The following is a 15,126-nucleotide window of genomic DNA, read 5'->3' on the forward strand; positions in this document are numbered from 1 at the left end:
ACCCGCCCGCACCCGGACGACGACCGCCCGGCGGACACCCGCCCGGCGCGCACGAAGGAGTGGCACCGACCATGACGGAAGAACCGACCGGCCACCGGGTGGCCCTCGTCGGCGGGGGAGTGATGGGCTCGGGCATCGCCGCCCTGGTGCTCGGGCACGGCATCCCGGTGGTACTCGTCGAGACCGACGAGGCGCGGTGCGCGGACGCCCGCGGCCGGATCGCCCATCAGCTCCGGCACGCCCAGCTGATGGGTGTGCTGCCGCCCGGCCGCGCCCCGGGCGAGCTGGCCACCAGCACCTCCACCGCCGACGTGGCGGAGGCGACCGCCGTCATCGAGGCGGTCACCGAGTCGCCCGAGGCCAAGGCCCGGGTGCTGGCACAGGCGTCGGCAGCGGTCCGGCCCGGCACTCCGCTGATCACCAACACCTCGGGCATCCCGATCAGCGAGCTCGCCGCCTCGACCGCGCGCCCGGCCGAACTGCTGGGCACCCACTTCATGAACCCGCCGTACCTGATCGACATGGTGGAGGTGAGCCGGGGCCCGCAGACCGGCGACGCGACGGTCGAGGCGCTGATCGCGCTGCTCGGCGACCTGGGCCGGCGCGCGGTCGCGGTGCGGGACGCGCCCGGCTTCGTGACCAGCAGGCTGCTCCACCCGATGATCAACGCCGCGGCGCGGATCGTCGGCGAGGGCACCGCCTCGGCCGAGGCGGTCGATCAGCTCATGGAGGGCTGCCTCGGACACCCGACGGGCCCGCTGCGCACCGCGGACATGATCGGGCTGGACAACCTCGTCGACTCGCTCGCCGCCCTCTACGAGCGCACGGGCGCCGACGAGTGCAAGCCCTGCGACCTGCTGCTGGACAAGGTGCGGGACGGCGACCTCGGCCGCAAGTCCGGCCGTGGCTTCTACGGATACGGAAAGGACGAGCTGTGACGACGGAACAGCACACCGACGGCATCGACGCACAGGCGGTCGAACGGGACCTGCTGAGCTTCCTGGAGGCCAGGACGAAGACCTCCGTCACGCCGACGCAGGAACTCTTCGCCTCCGGACTGGTCTCCTCGATGTTCGCCATGGAACTCGTGGTCCAGCTGGAGAAGGAGTACGGGATCTCCATCGTCGGCACCGATCTGCGGCTGGACAACTTCCGCACGGTGGCGAGCATGACCGAGCTCGTGCTCCGGCTCGGCGGGCCCGGGGCGGCGGACGGTGCCTGAACCGCTCGCCGCCGCGACCGCGGTCGTCGACGAACTCGTCGGCGACCGGGCCGGGGCCTGGGATCTCGCCGGGGAGATCCCCGTCGATCTGCTGCGCGGCCTGGGCGCCCGCGGACTGCTGTGCGCACAGGTCGGTGCCGCGTCCGGCGGGCCCGGCTTCACCAGTCGTGCCAACGGAGAACTCACCGCGCACACCGGCAGCAGGTGCAGTTCGCTGCGCAGCGTGATGACGTCGCAGGGCATGGCGGCCTGGACCGTTCAGCGGCTGGCCGCACCGGAGCAGGCCGCCGCGCTGCTGCCGCAGCTGGTCGAGGGCCGGCTGGCGGCGGTGGGGTTCAGCGAGGCCGACGCCGGCTCCGACCTGTCCGCGATGAGCACCTCGCTCGTCGCGGACGGTGACACGTTCGTGCTGACCGGCCGCAAGGTGTGGGTCACCGGTGCGTACTACGCGGACCTGCTGGTCGTCTTCGCCACCTGCGAGGGCGGCGCGGCCGCCGTGGTGGTGCCCGCCTCGGCGCCCGGTGTGCGGGTGGAGCGCGTCGCCGACCCGATGGGCTGCCGCGCCGCGGGCCACGCGCACGTGAGCTTCGACGGGGTGCGCCTCCCGGCCGCCGGCATCCTCGGGGGGCCGGGGCTGCCGCTGCCGCTGCTGGTCACCGCCGCGCTCACGTACGGGAGGATCTCGGTCGCCTGGGGGTGCGTGGGCATCCTGCGCGCCTGCCGGCAGGCGGCGGCCCGGCACGCGGCCTCCCGCACCCAGTTCGGCAAGGAGCTGAGCGGACACCAGCTCGTGCAGCGCCACCTGGCCGAACTGTTCGTCGCCGAGCAGGTCGCGACGCAGGCGTGCGGGCACGCCAGCGACTGCTGGGAGGCCGGCTCGCCCGGTCTCGTGGTCGCCACCGTCCTCGCCAAGCACGTCAGCGCCGGGCACGCGGCCCAGGGCGCCTCCCGGGCGGTGCAGGTGCTGGCGTCCGCCGGGACGCAGGACGGGCACGCCGTGGCCCGCGCGTACCGGGACGCGAAGCTGATGGAGATCATCGAAGGCAGCAGCGAGATCTGCCAGCTCATCCTGGCGGAGCACGCGGTGGCGACGGCGGAGTGAGGCACCCGGCGGACGGCCCGCGGCCGGGGGGCCGGCCGCGGAGCCGGCGGAAGGGCCCACCGGGAGGCCGCGTCCGGCCGCGGGCCCGCCGTCGTCCGGCCGGGCCGACGGCCGGACGCGCGAGCGGCCCCCGGCCGGACGCCGGGCTACCTGGGCGGCATCCGCAGGGCACCGTCCAGCCGGATCGTCTCGCCGTTGAGCATCGGGTTCTCCACGACGTGGCAGACCATCGAGGCGTATTCCGCCGGATCCCCCAGCCGGGCGGGGTGCGGCACCTGTTGACCGAGCGCCTCGAGCGCCGGTTCGGGGAGGGGGTCGAACATGGGGGTGCGGAAGAGCCCGGGTGCGATCGTGACCATCCGGATGCGCCACTCCGCCAGATCGCGGGCGATCGGCAGGGTCATGCCCACGACGCCGCCTTTGGACGCCGCGTACGCGGCCTGCCCGATCTGCCCCTCGAACGCGGCGGCGGAGGCGGTGTTGACCAGGACGCCGCGCTCCTCCGCGTCGGCGGCATCGGCACCGTCGGCGTTCCGGCACATCTGCGCCGCGGCCAGCCGGGCGACGTTGAAACTGCCGATCAGGTTGACCTGGACGACCTTGGTGAAAGCGGCGAGCGGGAAGGGGCCGTTCCTGCCGACGGTCCGGCCGGCGCTGCCGATCCCGGCACAGTTCACCGCGATGCGCAGCGGGCCGAGCAGCGCGGCGTTTTCGACGGCCGCGAGGACGTCGTCTTCCTTGGTCACGTCTCCGGGCGAGAACACCACCCGCTCACCCAGTTCCTCGGCGAGCTGTTCGCCGGGTTCGGCGGAACGGCCCATGACGACCACGGAGGCGCCTTTGCCGTGCAGCATGCGTACCGCGGCGAGCCCGAGGCCGGATGTTCCGCCGGCGACCAGCGCAACACTCCCTTCGATTTTCACGCATTCCCCCTGTCGTGTGTTGTGCCCGGACGGCCGCGGCGAAAGGAACGGCCGTCCTTCCGTGCGGAATCCGGCGGCCGTGGCCGTTCGCAGCGGCCGGTTCAGCATAGTTCCCGGCGACAGTGCCGCGCCCCGGAACCGGGCGGTCGGACGATTCCGGCGCGGTGTGCCGAAAGCGGCCCGTGCACAGGAGCAACGTCGCTGCACAGCCCCTTTTCTGATGCCCCGTCAACGCCGGTGGTCAGGCGCGTACGGGTCCCCGGATACTGCTCCTGGGAGGGTTGCCACCCCTTGCCCGGCTTCGCTAACGTTGCCGACGGTCGTGGTCGGATGAGAATGCGCGGCAGAGGGATCGAATACGGCCTTCCGCACCGGCGGCCACGCGTCGGCAACGCAACGGGGGAACCACGGGGAGATGTCACCTATTTTTCACAGGTAGCAGCCGTCGGCTCCGATCTCCTCGGTGTGCCGATTGCTCGATCCTGTTCGCCGAAGTCCGGAGGACCCGCGGGTGCCCTCCGTCCGACAGGGTCTTTGAACTGTGCGCATGACGCGCCATTCGATTCGCCTTTTTCTCTTCAGTCACGCAGCACGACACGACTGAGCCGCTGATTTCCCTCCCGCCGGGGAGAGCTTCCGGACCGGCCGCCGCGGAACGCCCGCCGGTCCCGTGTCCCGCGGGGCGGATATCGACTCATGGGACGGATACCGATGCCCGAATCTCTGACCTTCGACGAGACCTTCACCGTCACCGCCGACAACCCGCTGCTGCGCGGCCACGTCGTGCACGGGCGGCATCTGCTCCCGGGCGTCGGCTACGTGGACCTGGTGCTCCAGGTCCTCTCCCGGCACGGCTGGCAATCGTCCTCCGTGGAGCTGCGCAACCTCACCATCCTCGCCCCCCTGGTGGCCGCCCCCGGGGAGCGCCTGGCCACCACGGTGCGAGGACGGCCCGCCGCCGGCGGCGGATGCCGGATCGAGATCGTCGGCTCCCGGCAGGACACCGGCCGGCGAGGCGGACCCGACCTGGTGCACGCGACGGTCACCGCGCACCGGCACTCCCTGCCCGCCTTCGAGGGGCGGCTGGAGACCCCCGTCACCGGCGCGCACCGGCACACCCGGATGTCCGACCTGTACGCGTGGCTGCGGGAGCGGAACCTCGTCCACTCGGGACTGATGAAGGTCGGCGGTCAGGTGCACCACCGACGCGGGGACTGGACGGCCGAGGTCGAGCTCGATCCGGCGCACCGGGACACCGCCGCGGAGTTCCCCTTCCACCCGGCCCTGTTCGAGGCCGGGGTGCTGGGCGCCGGGGTGGGCCTGCACATGCTGCACGAGGGCGGGGCGGCCGAGGACCTCTATCTGCCGCTGGTCTTCGAGTCCTTCCGCGCCACGGCGCCGCTGGGCAGCCGCTGCTTCGTGCGGGTACCGGCGGAGTCGGCGCACCGGGACGAGGAACTGATGCGGCTCGCCGTGGAGTTCTTCGACGAGACGGGCCGGCAGGTCGCCGAGCTGCGGCACATCGTCGCCAAACGGGTGCGCGCCGCCGCCACCCTCGACGTACGGGGAGAACCGCACCAGGGGGCCGCCGCCCGCGCGGTGGCCGGGCCGCTCCGGGAGCCGTCCGGCGCCGAGGCCGCGTCCCCGGGCGCGGCGTCCCCGGGCCGGGACCCGGCACGGGCACCGCAGGACGCGGGTGCCCCCGGTGTCCCGGCTGCCGCGGAGCTGGTGGCGGAACTGGTCGGCGCCCGGCTGGCACTGCCACCGGGGCGGGTGGACACCGCCGCCGGGTTCTACGACCTCGGCCTGGCCTCCGCCGACCTGGTCTCGATGGTGCCGGAGCTGGAGGAGCGGCTGGCGCTCTCGCTCTCGCCCACCGTGGTGTTCGAGCACCGGTCACCGGCGGACCTGGCGGCCTGGCTGGACTCGCAGACCGCGGGGCGGCGCAGTGCGGCGACACCGCCCGAGTCCGGCGGGGTGCCGGAGCCGTCCGCTCCTGCGGGCGGCGCGGAGGGCCCACCGCCCGGCGGCGGCCACCCCGCCGTGCACGCCGCGGTGGTCGAGGAGCTCGCGGCCGTGCTGGAGGTCGGGCCCCACGAGATCGCGGAGGACCAGGAGCTGGGGGAGTACGGGCTCGACCTGACCGCGCGCGCCGTGCTCGCGGAGCGGCTCGGAGCGCGGCTGGGAGCGGCACCGGCCGCGGCGTCGCTCGCCGACCATCTGACGGTGGGCGCCGTCGCCGACCGGTTGGCCGCCCGCGTCCGTCCGGCCGCCGAGCCGTCGGACGCGGCTTCCGCGCATCCGCTGCTGCACCGGGTCGTGCGGCAGGACGGTGCGATGGAGTACCGCACGCGCTTCTCCGGGGCGGAACCGTTCCTGCGCGATCACCGGGTCCGCGGGGACCGCATCCTGCCCGCGGTCGCGCAGTTGGAGATGGCGCGCGCCGCGGTCGAGGACGCGGCGCAGGCCGGACCCGGCACCGTACGGCTCGACGATGTCGTATGGCTCCGCCCCGCGCGGTGCGGAGCCGAGGGGCTGGAGCTGCGCGTGGCCGTGCGGGAGGCCCCCGGCGGCTGGGACTACACGCTGCACGCCGTCGTCGCCGACGGGAAGCCGGACCTGTGCGGACGCGGCCGCGCGAGCCTGCGGGAGGGCGCTGCCACGGCCCCGCCGCTGGCCCGGCTGCGCGAGCGGTGCTCCCGGCGGACCGTGCCCGCCACCGACGTCTACGACCTCTACGACGGTGTCGGTATGGACTACGGGCCCGCACAGCGTTCGGTCGCGGAACTCGGGGTGGGCACCGGCGCGTCCGGGAGCCCCGAGGTACTGGCGCGGCTCCGGCTGCCGGCCGAGGCGCGCGAGGTGGTCGGCTGTCTGCTCCACCCGAGCATCGCGGACGGCGCGCTGCAGGCCGTGGCGGGGCTGTCCGCGCTCCAGGACGACCGGCAGGACGAACGAGGCCGTGCCGCACTGCCGTTCGCGGTCGAGCGGGTCGAGGTGTACACCGCCGTCCCGGCCTACGCCTACGCCTGGCTGCGGCGCCGGCCCGGCAGCACGGAGGACGTCGACATCACCCTGCTCGACGAGGACGGCGGGGTGTGCGCCGAGCTGACCGGGCTGCGCACGCGGCCCCTGGCCGCTCCCGCGGACGCCGGGCAGCAGCCGTCCGCCGGCACCCGTGCCGTCCCGCCCGCCGGACCGACCGGGCAGCGGACCGGAACCGGCGACCGCACCGGCACCGACATCGCCATCGTGGGGCTGAGCGGGCGCTATCCGGAGGCGGCCGACCTGGACGAGTTCTGGCAGAACCTGCGGGCGGGCCGCGACTGCATCACGGAGGTCCCCCGGGAACGCTGGGACCACCGCAGATACGCCGACGGCACGGGATCGTCCACCGGCGCGTGGGGCGGATTCCTCGACGGCATCGACCGGTTCGACCCGCTCTTCTTCCAGATCTCGCTGCACGAGGCCGAACTGCTGGACCCGCAGGAGCGGCTGTTCCTGCAGTGCGCCCACCACGCGCTGGAGGACAGCGGCCACACCGGCGAACTGCTGGCCCGCGCCGCGGCCGATCCGCACGGCGCCGCCGCGGCCGTCGCACCGCCGGGCCGGGTCGGGGTCTTCGTCGGCGCGATGTACGCGGAGTACCAGCTCTACGGCGCCCAGGCGCAGGACCGGGGCAGGTACACGGCGCTGTCCGGCAGCGCCTCCAGCATCGCCAACCGGGTCTCCTACCTCTACGACTTCCGCGGCCCGAGCATGACCGTGGACACCATGTGCTCCTCCTCGCTGACCGCCATCCATCTGGCCTGCGAGGCCATCCGCAGCGGCCAGTGCGAGACCGCGCTGGCGGGCGGGGTGAACCTGCATTCGCACCCGAACAAGTTCGTCATGCTCAGCCGCCGCCGGTTCCTCTCCAGCGACGGACGCTGCCGCAGCTTCGGCGAGGGCGGGGACGGCTACGTTCCCGGCGAGGGCGTCGGCGCCGTCGTGCTCAAGCCGCTGGAGCGGGCGGTGGCCGACGGCGACCACATCCACGCGGTCATCAAGGGGACGGCGCTCAACCACGGGGGCCGCACCTCGGGTTACTCGGTCCCGTCGCCGGGGGCGCAGGGCGAGGTCGTCGCCGACGCCTTCGCCGCTGCGGGCGTCGACCCGGCGACGGTCGGCTATCTGGAGGCGCACGGTACGGGTACGTCCCTGGGCGACCCGCTGGAGATCACCGGCCTCACCAGAGCATTCGCCGCGTCGGGCAGCGCACCGGGCACGTGTCCGATCGGCTCGGTGAAGTCGAACATCGGGCACTGCGAGGGTGCGGCCGGGATCGCCGGAGTCACCAAGGTGCTGCTGCAGATGCGCCACGGCGAGCTGGTGCCCAGCCTGCACTCCGGCACCCTCAACCCGCACATCGACTTCGACGGCAGCCCGCTGCGGGTCCAGCAGCACACGGAGCCCTGGCGCCGGCCCACCGTGCGGGACGAGACGGGCGCGCCCCGGGAGCTCCCGCGCATCGCCGGGGTGTCCGGCTTCGGCGCCGGCGGGGCGAACGTCCATGTCGTGCTGGCCGAGTACCTGCCCAGGACCGCTCCGCCTCCCGCGCGGCCGGTCGCGCCGGGCCGCCCCGCGCTGGTGGTGCTCTCCGCGAAGAGCCCGGAGCAGCTCACCGAGCAGGCCCGCCGGCTGCGGGCCCGGCTGGCCGAACCGCCGCAGCACGCGCTGGCCGACATCGCGTGGACGCTCCAGGTGGGGCGCACGGCGCTGGAGGAGCGGCTGGCCTTCGCCGCCGCCACGACGGAGGAGGCCGCGGCCGTCCTGGAGGAGTTCCTGTCCGGTGCCGGTGCCGGTGCCGGTGCCGGCGCCGCGGACCCGGCGCCCGGAACCGCCTGGGTGCGCGGGAGCGTCGGTCCCGGCCGACAGGCGTCCGCGGAGGCGGGCAAGGCCGCACTGCGCGACGCGGCAGCGGCCTGGACCGAGCGGGGCGAGCACGGCGAACTGCTGCGGCTGTGGGCGCGCGGGGCGACGGTGCACTGGGAGGAGCTGGCGCCCCCCGGTCCGCATCCGCGACGGGTCCCGCTGCCCGGATACCCCTTCGCCCGGGAACGCTGCTGGTTCGACCTCGATCCGCACGGCGGCACCGGGACGCGGCAGGAACCGCTGCCCGGCCGGGCGGCCGCGCCCGAGCGGCCGCCGGCCCCGGAGGCCGCCGACCCGGTGGCGCGGGACGTGGTGCTGCTCCGGCCCGAATGGACGCCGCGGGAGGCGGTGGCCGGGCGGGACGGCGGCACCGGTGCCGCGGGTGGGGCGTACCGCGCACGGCAGGTCGTGGTCCTCGGCCGGTGGGCCGAGGACGAGCGGGACGCCCTCCGGAGCGCGCTGCCGGCGGGCGCCGAGTGCCGCTTCGTGCAGCTCGGCGACGGTCCGGCGGACGCCTGGTACGGCGAGGGCGCACAGCAGGTGTTCGTCCTCGTGCGGGAGATCCTGGCGCGCGGGGTGCGGCAACCGGTGCTGCTCCAGGTGGTTCTGGCGGGAGCCGTACCGTCCGGCGACGCGGCCGGAGAGGACCTCCTGGCGTGTGCCGGCGGTCTGGCCGGACTTCTGAAGTCCGCCACCGCCGAGCAGCCGCTGCTGCGCACCCAGTACGTCGAGTGCCTGGACGGCGCGGGACCCGCCGCGGTGGCCGCCCGGCTGGCCGCCGAGGCCGTACCCGACCCCGAGCCGGAGGTGCGGTACCGGGCGGGCCGCCGGCTGGTGCGGCAGCTCGTGGAGGAGGCGGCGGGCACCCCGTCCGGCCCGGCGCCCTGGCGCACCGGCGGCGTGTACCTGATCACGGGCGGCGCGGGCGGTCTGGGCCGCCTCGTGGCCGAGGACATCGCCGCCACCGTCGAAGACGCCACGGTGGTGCTCCTGGGCAGGTCGCCGCTGGACCCGCGGCGGCAGCGCGAACTGGAGGAGCTGCGTGCCTTCGGTCTGACGGTCGACCACCGGACCGCCGACGTGGCCGACCGCCGGGCGCTGTCGGGCGTGCTGGCGCAGGTGACCGCCGACCACGGGCCGCTGACCGGTGTCGTGCACAGCGCCGGGGTGCTTGCCGACGGTCTGCTGCTGCGCAAGAGCCCCGAGGACTTCGCACGCGTCCTCCGGCCGAAGGTGCCGGGGCTGGTCAACCTGGACGAGCTGACCCGGGACCAGCCGCTGGAGTTCTTCTGCTGCTTCTCCTCGACCGCGGGCGCCTTCGGCAACGCGGGACAGGCGGACTACGCGGCGGGCAACGCCTTCATGGACGCCTACGCCGGCCACCGCAACCGCATGGTCGGGCAGGGGCGGTGCAGCGGCCGGACGGTGTCGATCGGCTGGCCGCTGTGGGAGGCGGGCGGGATGGGCGGCGACGCGGTACGGGAGCAGCTGCGCCGTGCCGGCCTCGTCCCGCTGGACACCGCTCGCGGGCTGGCGGTGCTGCGGCACGCACTGACCGCTGACGGCAGTCGGCCGGAGGGCACGCTGCTCGTCCTGGCCGGGGACCGGGGGCGGTTGCTCGGCGAACTCGCCCGTCCCGCGGAGGAGTCACCGGGCCGGGCGGCGCCGGACGTGGGCGGCCCGGGGGCCGCGGCGGGCCGCACCGTCGTGGCCGGGACCCCGGTGACCCCGACGGGCCCGGCGCCGACGATCCCGTCCCCGGCACCGGACAGCGCCCCGGGCCGGCTGCTGGAGGACCGCGCGGTGGACCATCTGCGGCGGGTGCTGGCCGCGGCGCTCAAGCTCGGCTCCGAGCGGCTGGCGCCGGACGCGCCGCTGGACCGCTACGGGATGGACTCCGTGATCGCGGTGGAGGTCATCTCCCAGTTGGAGGAGTCCTTCGGCCGCCTGTCGCGGACGCTGCTGCTGGAGGTCGAGTCGGTGCGGGAGCTGGCCCGGTACTTCGCCTCCGACCATCCCGAGGAGCTGCGCGAGCTGCTCGGCATGCCGGCCGGTCCGGCTCCGGAGACCGGGGCGCCGGCCCCGGGCCCGGCGCCCGTTCCGGAGGCACCGAGCGTGCCGGCCGCCGCTCCCGAGGGGCCGCGCCCGGATGCCGCCCCGACAGCCGCCGCCCCGACAGCCGCCGACCCGGCACCGGACACCCCGGCACCGGACACCCCGGCTTCGGCCGTCCCGGCACGGGACGCCGCGCGAGCGGTCGGGCGGGCGCGCACCGGCCGGCCCGGCGGCGGTGGGGTGGCGGTCGTCGGCGTCAGCGGACGGTATCCGCAGGCCGGTGACCTGGACGCGCTGTGGGCCAACCTCCGGGCGGGCACGGACTGCGTCACGGAGCTGCCCGCCGAGCGCCGGCACGGCGCGGCGCCGTCCGGTCCGCGGGCCGCCGGGCCGGACGCCGGTCCGTCGGCCTGGGGTGGGTTTCTCGACGGCATCGACCGGTTCGATCCGCTGCTGTTCGGGGTCTCCCCGCGGGAGGCGGCGGAGATGGATCCGCAGCAGCGGCTGTTCCTGGAGACCGCGTGGCTGCTGCTGGAGCAGGCGGGCGTGACCCAGGAGGTCCTCCGGCGGCGCTACCGGCGCCGGGTGGGGGTCTATGTGGGCGCGTCCTACCAGCTCTACCGGCCGGACGGTGCGGACCCGGGACGGGCCGCGCTCGCCGCGTCCGCCTCGTACAACCTGATCGCCAACCGGGTCTCGCAGTTCTTCGGGCTGGAGGGCCCGAGTCTGGCCGTGGACAGCAGGTGCACCTCCTCCGCGCAGGCCGTCCACCTCGCCTGTGCCGATCTGCTGTCCGGGGAGGCCGAGCTGGCCGTGGCCGGCGGCGTCAACCTCACGGTGCACACGGACAAGTACCTCGCACTCTCCGAGCTGGGGCTCCTGGGCAGCGACCCGGGCAGCCGCAGCTACCGCGACGGAGACGGCTACCTGCCTGCCGAGGCGGTCGGGGCCGTCCTGCTCAAGCCGCTGGACGCCGCCCTGCACGACGGCGACCGGGTGTACGCCGTGATCAGCGGCACCGCCTCCGGGCACGGCGGCCGGTCCGCGGAGTTCACGGTGCCGAGCAGCCGCGCGCAGGCGAAGGTCGTACGGCGGGCACTGGCGCAGGCCGGCGCGGCGGCGGACTCCATCGGCTGCGTGGAGGCGTCCGCGAACGGGATCCCCTCGGCGGACGAGGCGGAACTGCGCGCGCTGCGCGAGGTGTTCGAGGGAGTCACCGAGCCGGTTCCGGTCGGCTCGGTGGCCTCGGGGCTGGGCCATCCGGAAGCCGCCTCCGGGATCGCCCAGCTGACCAAGGTCATCCTGCAACTGCAGCACGGGGAGCTCGCGCCCCTCACCGCGTCCGGAGCCCCGAATCCGCGGCTCGACCTGGCGGGAACGCCGCTCGAACTGTGCGAGCGGTCCGCACCCTGGGAGCACCGGGGCGGCGCTCCCGGTGGCGTGCCGGGAGGGGAGGACGGCCAGGACAGCGCGGAGGCGCTGGTTCCGCGCCGTGCGCTGGTCAACTCGGTCGCTCCGGGCGGCAGCCACGTCAGTCTCGTCGTCGAGGAGCCGCCGCGCGGCACCGACCCCGGTGCGGAGGGGGCCGCCGCCGGCAGTCAGCTCGTGGTGCTGTCCGCGCGGACGCGTCCGCGGCTGCGCACGGCGGTGGGGCGGTTGCTGGCGTATGTGGCGGACGACGACTGCGCGGTGAGCCTGGCCGATGTGGCCTACACGTGCCAGTTGGGCCGCGAGCCCCAGCCCGAGCGGCTCGCCGTGGTCGCAGGTTCGACGGCGGAGCTGTGTACGGCGCTGGCCCGGTATCTCGCGGACGACGGGTCGGCCGCGGCGGATGCCGGCGGCGCCGTCGTCCGTACGGGCAACGCCGAGGAAGACCCCGGCCCGCTGGGGGCGCTGCTCTCCGGGGACCGGGGCGAGAAGTTCCTCGCGGGTCTGGTCGACGACCGGGACCTGGCGCACCTGGCCGAGGTGTGGGTGCGCGGCGGCGAGGTGCCCTGGCGGCGGCTGCACGGCGGCCCCCGCCGGTTCGCCCCACTGCCCCCGACGGTCTTCGAGGGCGGCAGCTACTGGATCGGCCGGATGCCCGCGTCCTCCGGTCCGGCCCTGCGGCACGACGCGCCGGGAGCCACCGGAGCCCCCGCGGTTCCACCCCGGACCGCCGAGCCGCGGCCGGCGCCGGAACCGGCCTTCGGCCCGCGGGACGATGCGCCCGACGAGCCGCTGGACGGGCCCCCGGACATGGCCGAGCGGGGTCTGGCCGTCGTCGCGCTCGTCGAGGGGATGAGCGAGGAGGAGCTGGACGCGGTGCACGCGGGCACCGCGTCCGCGTCGGCCGGGCAGGGCTGACACCGCGGAGTGCGGCGGCGCCCGGACCGGCAGTTCGCCCGCCGGTCCGGGCGCCGCCGCTGCCGTGCCGGGGGCGCGGCCACCCCGGGCCGTCCCGGAGGTCAGGCCGTCACCCTGGCCAGGAACGCGTCGAGGTTGGCCGCGGCGCGCTGGATCTTCTCCTCGACGGTGAGCGACTCGCGGTACCGGACGGCGAGGCCCGTGTCCTTCTTGCCCCGTACGTAGAGCGAGCAGCACAGGTCGCTGCACAGGTAGGTGCCCACCGAGTTGCCCTGCTTGCCGGCTTTGCCGGCCATCGGCGCGACCATCAGCGAGACGCCGCTCGTGTGGTCGGTCAGACATATCGAGCACATGCTGCGCCGGGTCTGCCAGGGGGCCGGGGCGGGGCAGCGCAGCGCGAGGGCCCGGGGGCGGTCGCCGCGCCGGGTGACCAGATAGGCGCGGTCGGGGGCCTGGGGGTCGCGCCAGCCCAGGTAGTCCAGGTCCTCCCAGGGCCGCTCGGCCAGGTCGCGCGGCACGGACAGCCGCTTGGCCTCGCCCTTCGTGCAGTTCACGAACGCGGCCCGGATCTCTCGCTCGGTCAACGGTTCCATAAGAGTGAGGCTAATTTGCCTAAAAGTCTTAGGCAAATGCATAATCGACTCAGCTGAACAGGAGGAGCGTTATGGTGCGTGCGGGGTTGACCACGGAGCGACTGATCCGGGCGGGCGCGGAGCTGGCCGACGAGGTCGGCTTCGACCAGGTGACCGTCTCGGCGCTGGCCCGGCGCTTCGACGTCAAGGTCGCGAGCCTGTACTCGCATCTGCGCAACTCGCAGGACCTCAAGACGAAGATCGCGCTGCTCGCCCTGGAGGAAATGGCGGACCGGGCCGCCGAGGCGCTCGCCGGACGCTCCGGCAAGGACGCGCTGGCGGCCTTCGCGAACGTCTACCGCGACTACGCACGGGAGCACCCCGGGCGCTACGCCGCCGCGCAGACCAGGCTGGACCCGGAGACGGCCGCGGCCAGCGCGGGAGTCAGGCACTCCCGGATGACGCGGGCGCTGCTGCGCGGCTACGACCTGGCGGAGCCGGACCAGACGCACGCGGTCCGGCTGCTGGGCAGCGTCTTCCACGGCTACGTGAGCCTGGAGATGGGCGGCGGGTTCAGCCACAGCGCCCCGGACACCCAGCAGACGTGGGAGCGGGTGCTGGACTCCCTCGACGCGCTGCTGCGCAACTGGCCCGAACCCCGCCCGTGACGCCCGCCACCACCCGACCCGACGACCCGAACAGGTTGACGACATGCACGCCGAGGACACCTGGACCACCACGCCCCTGACCGCGGACCTCGTCCGCGGCGCGTCGGCGCTGGAGCGCACCGCGCACGGCCTGCTGCCGCACCGGCTGCCCGCAGCTGCCCGGGCGCAGTGCGACGACGGGCAGCTGCACATGGCCGAGTCCCAGCCCTCCGGGGTGCGGCTGGCCTTCCGTACCGCCGCGACCGCCGTCGAACTCGACACCCTGCCCACCAAGCGGGCCTACACCGGCCTCCCGGCCCTCCCCGACGGGCTGTACGACCTGGTCGTGGACGGCAGCCTCGCCGACCAGGGCACAGTGCCGGGCGGCAACACCCTGACCGTCGACATGCGGGCCGGGACCGCCGAGACCACTTCCGGCCGCGGCGGCACGCTCCGCTTCACCGGGCTGCCGGACCGGATGAAGGACGTCGAGATCTGGCTGCCGCACAACGAGACCACCGAGCTGCTGGCGCTGCGCACCGACGCCGCCGTCGAGCCGCTGCCCGACCGGGGCCGCAGGGTGTGGCTGCACCACGGCAGTTCGATCAGCCAGGGCTCCAACGCGGCGAGCCCCAGCACGACCTGGCCCGCGCTCGCCGCCGCGCGCGGCGGCGTGGAGCTGGTCAACCTGGGGCTGGGCGGCGGGGCACTGCTCGACCCGAGCACCGCCCGGGCGATGCGGGACACCCCGGCCGACCTGATCAGCGTCAAGATCGGCATCAACGTGGTCAACAGCGACCTGATGCGGCTGCGCGCCTTCACCCCGGCCGTGCACGGCTTCCTCGACACCCTCCGCGAGGGGCACCCGGGCACGCCGCTGCTGGTCGTCTCGTCCCTCCTGTGCCCGATCCACGAGGACACCCCCGGCCCCAGCCTCCCGGACCCGGAGGCCTTCGAGGACGGCCGGCTGCGGTTCCTGGCCATGGGCGATCCGGCGGAGCGTGCCGCCGGGAAGCTGACCCTGCGCGGCATCCGCGAGGAGCTGTCCCGGGTGGTGCGGTCCCGCGCGGCCGACGACCCGAACCTGTACTACCTCGACGGACTGGAGCTGTACGGCGAGGCGGACGCCGCCGAGCTGCCGCTGCCCGACGAGCTCCACCCGGACGCGGCCGCCCACCGCCGCATCGGCGAACGCTTCGCCGCGCAGGTGTTCGCGGACGGCGGCCCGTTCGCCGCCGCGCCCGCGTGAGCGGCCACGGCGGGCTCCGGCCGCGCGCTTTTCACCTGCCCTCCGGGGGTGCTGCCCGCCTGCCCGGGCTTCGGGTGCTCCCGCGCCGCGGCCCCG

The 15,126-nt window shown here is 75.0% G+C and carries 8 protein-coding genes; 6 read left to right on the forward strand and 2 right to left on the reverse strand.

The window, feature by feature from the left end:
- Positions 1-71: 71 nt before the first annotated feature.
- The 3 genes from A949_RS0108595 to A949_RS0108605 are packed head-to-tail and all read left to right on the forward strand — an operon-like array spanning position 72 to position 2,324.
- On the forward strand, positions 72-938 hold the full coding sequence (locus tag A949_RS0108595) for a 3-hydroxyacyl-CoA dehydrogenase family protein (protein WP_019355596.1): 867 nt from the start codon (positions 72-74) through the stop codon (positions 936-938).
- Positions 935-1,222: an acyl carrier protein gene (locus tag A949_RS0108600; RefSeq protein ID WP_019355597.1), complete on the forward strand. Its 288-nt coding sequence runs from the start codon at positions 935-937 to the stop codon at positions 1,220-1,222. The genes A949_RS0108595 and A949_RS0108600 overlap by 4 nt, the downstream gene beginning before the upstream one ends.
- Positions 1,215-2,324: an acyl-CoA dehydrogenase family protein gene (locus tag A949_RS0108605; protein WP_019355598.1), complete on the forward strand. Its 1,110-nt coding sequence runs from the start codon at positions 1,215-1,217 to the stop codon at positions 2,322-2,324. Before A949_RS0108600 ends, A949_RS0108605 begins: the two co-directional genes overlap by 8 nt.
- 146 nt (positions 2,325-2,470) lie before the next feature.
- Here A949_RS0108605 and A949_RS0108610 read toward each other — a convergent pair whose 3' ends face one another.
- Positions 2,471-3,247 carry a 3-hydroxyacyl-CoA dehydrogenase gene (locus A949_RS0108610; protein WP_026004460.1) on the reverse strand — a complete coding sequence of 259 codons (777 nt, stop codon included), beginning with the start codon at positions 3,245-3,247 and terminating at the stop codon, positions 2,471-2,473.
- A 711-nt stretch (positions 3,248-3,958) separates the two neighbouring features.
- Between A949_RS0108610 and A949_RS0108615 the strand changes: the two genes are divergently transcribed.
- A complete protein-coding gene (locus A949_RS0108615) occupies positions 3,959-12,562 on the forward strand; it encodes an SDR family NAD(P)-dependent oxidoreductase (RefSeq protein ID WP_020699825.1) in 8,604 nt (2,867 codons plus the stop codon).
- Positions 12,563-12,663: 101 nt separating this feature from the next.
- Here the strand turns inward: A949_RS0108615 and A949_RS0108620 are convergent, their stop codons facing one another.
- Positions 12,664-13,155, reverse strand: coding sequence for an FBP domain-containing protein (locus A949_RS0108620; protein ID WP_026004461.1), 492 nt, complete (start codon positions 13,153-13,155; stop codon positions 12,664-12,666).
- A gap of 71 nt (positions 13,156-13,226) precedes the next feature.
- On the opposite strand from A949_RS0108620, the gene A949_RS0108625 reads away from it, so the two are divergent.
- Entirely contained in the window at positions 13,227-13,802 is a 576-nt protein-coding gene (locus A949_RS0108625) for a TetR/AcrR family transcriptional regulator (protein ID WP_019355601.1), read from the forward strand.
- Between the two features lie 43 nt (positions 13,803-13,845).
- Positions 13,846-15,030: a GDSL-type esterase/lipase family protein gene (locus A949_RS0108630; protein WP_019355602.1), complete on the forward strand. Its 1,185-nt coding sequence runs from the start codon at positions 13,846-13,848 to the stop codon at positions 15,028-15,030.
- Positions 15,031-15,126 lie beyond the last annotated feature (96 nt).

It is taken from the genome of Streptomyces sp. AA1529, from assembly GCF_000280905.1.
Taxonomy (GTDB): domain Bacteria; phylum Actinomycetota; class Actinomycetes; order Streptomycetales; family Streptomycetaceae; genus Streptomyces.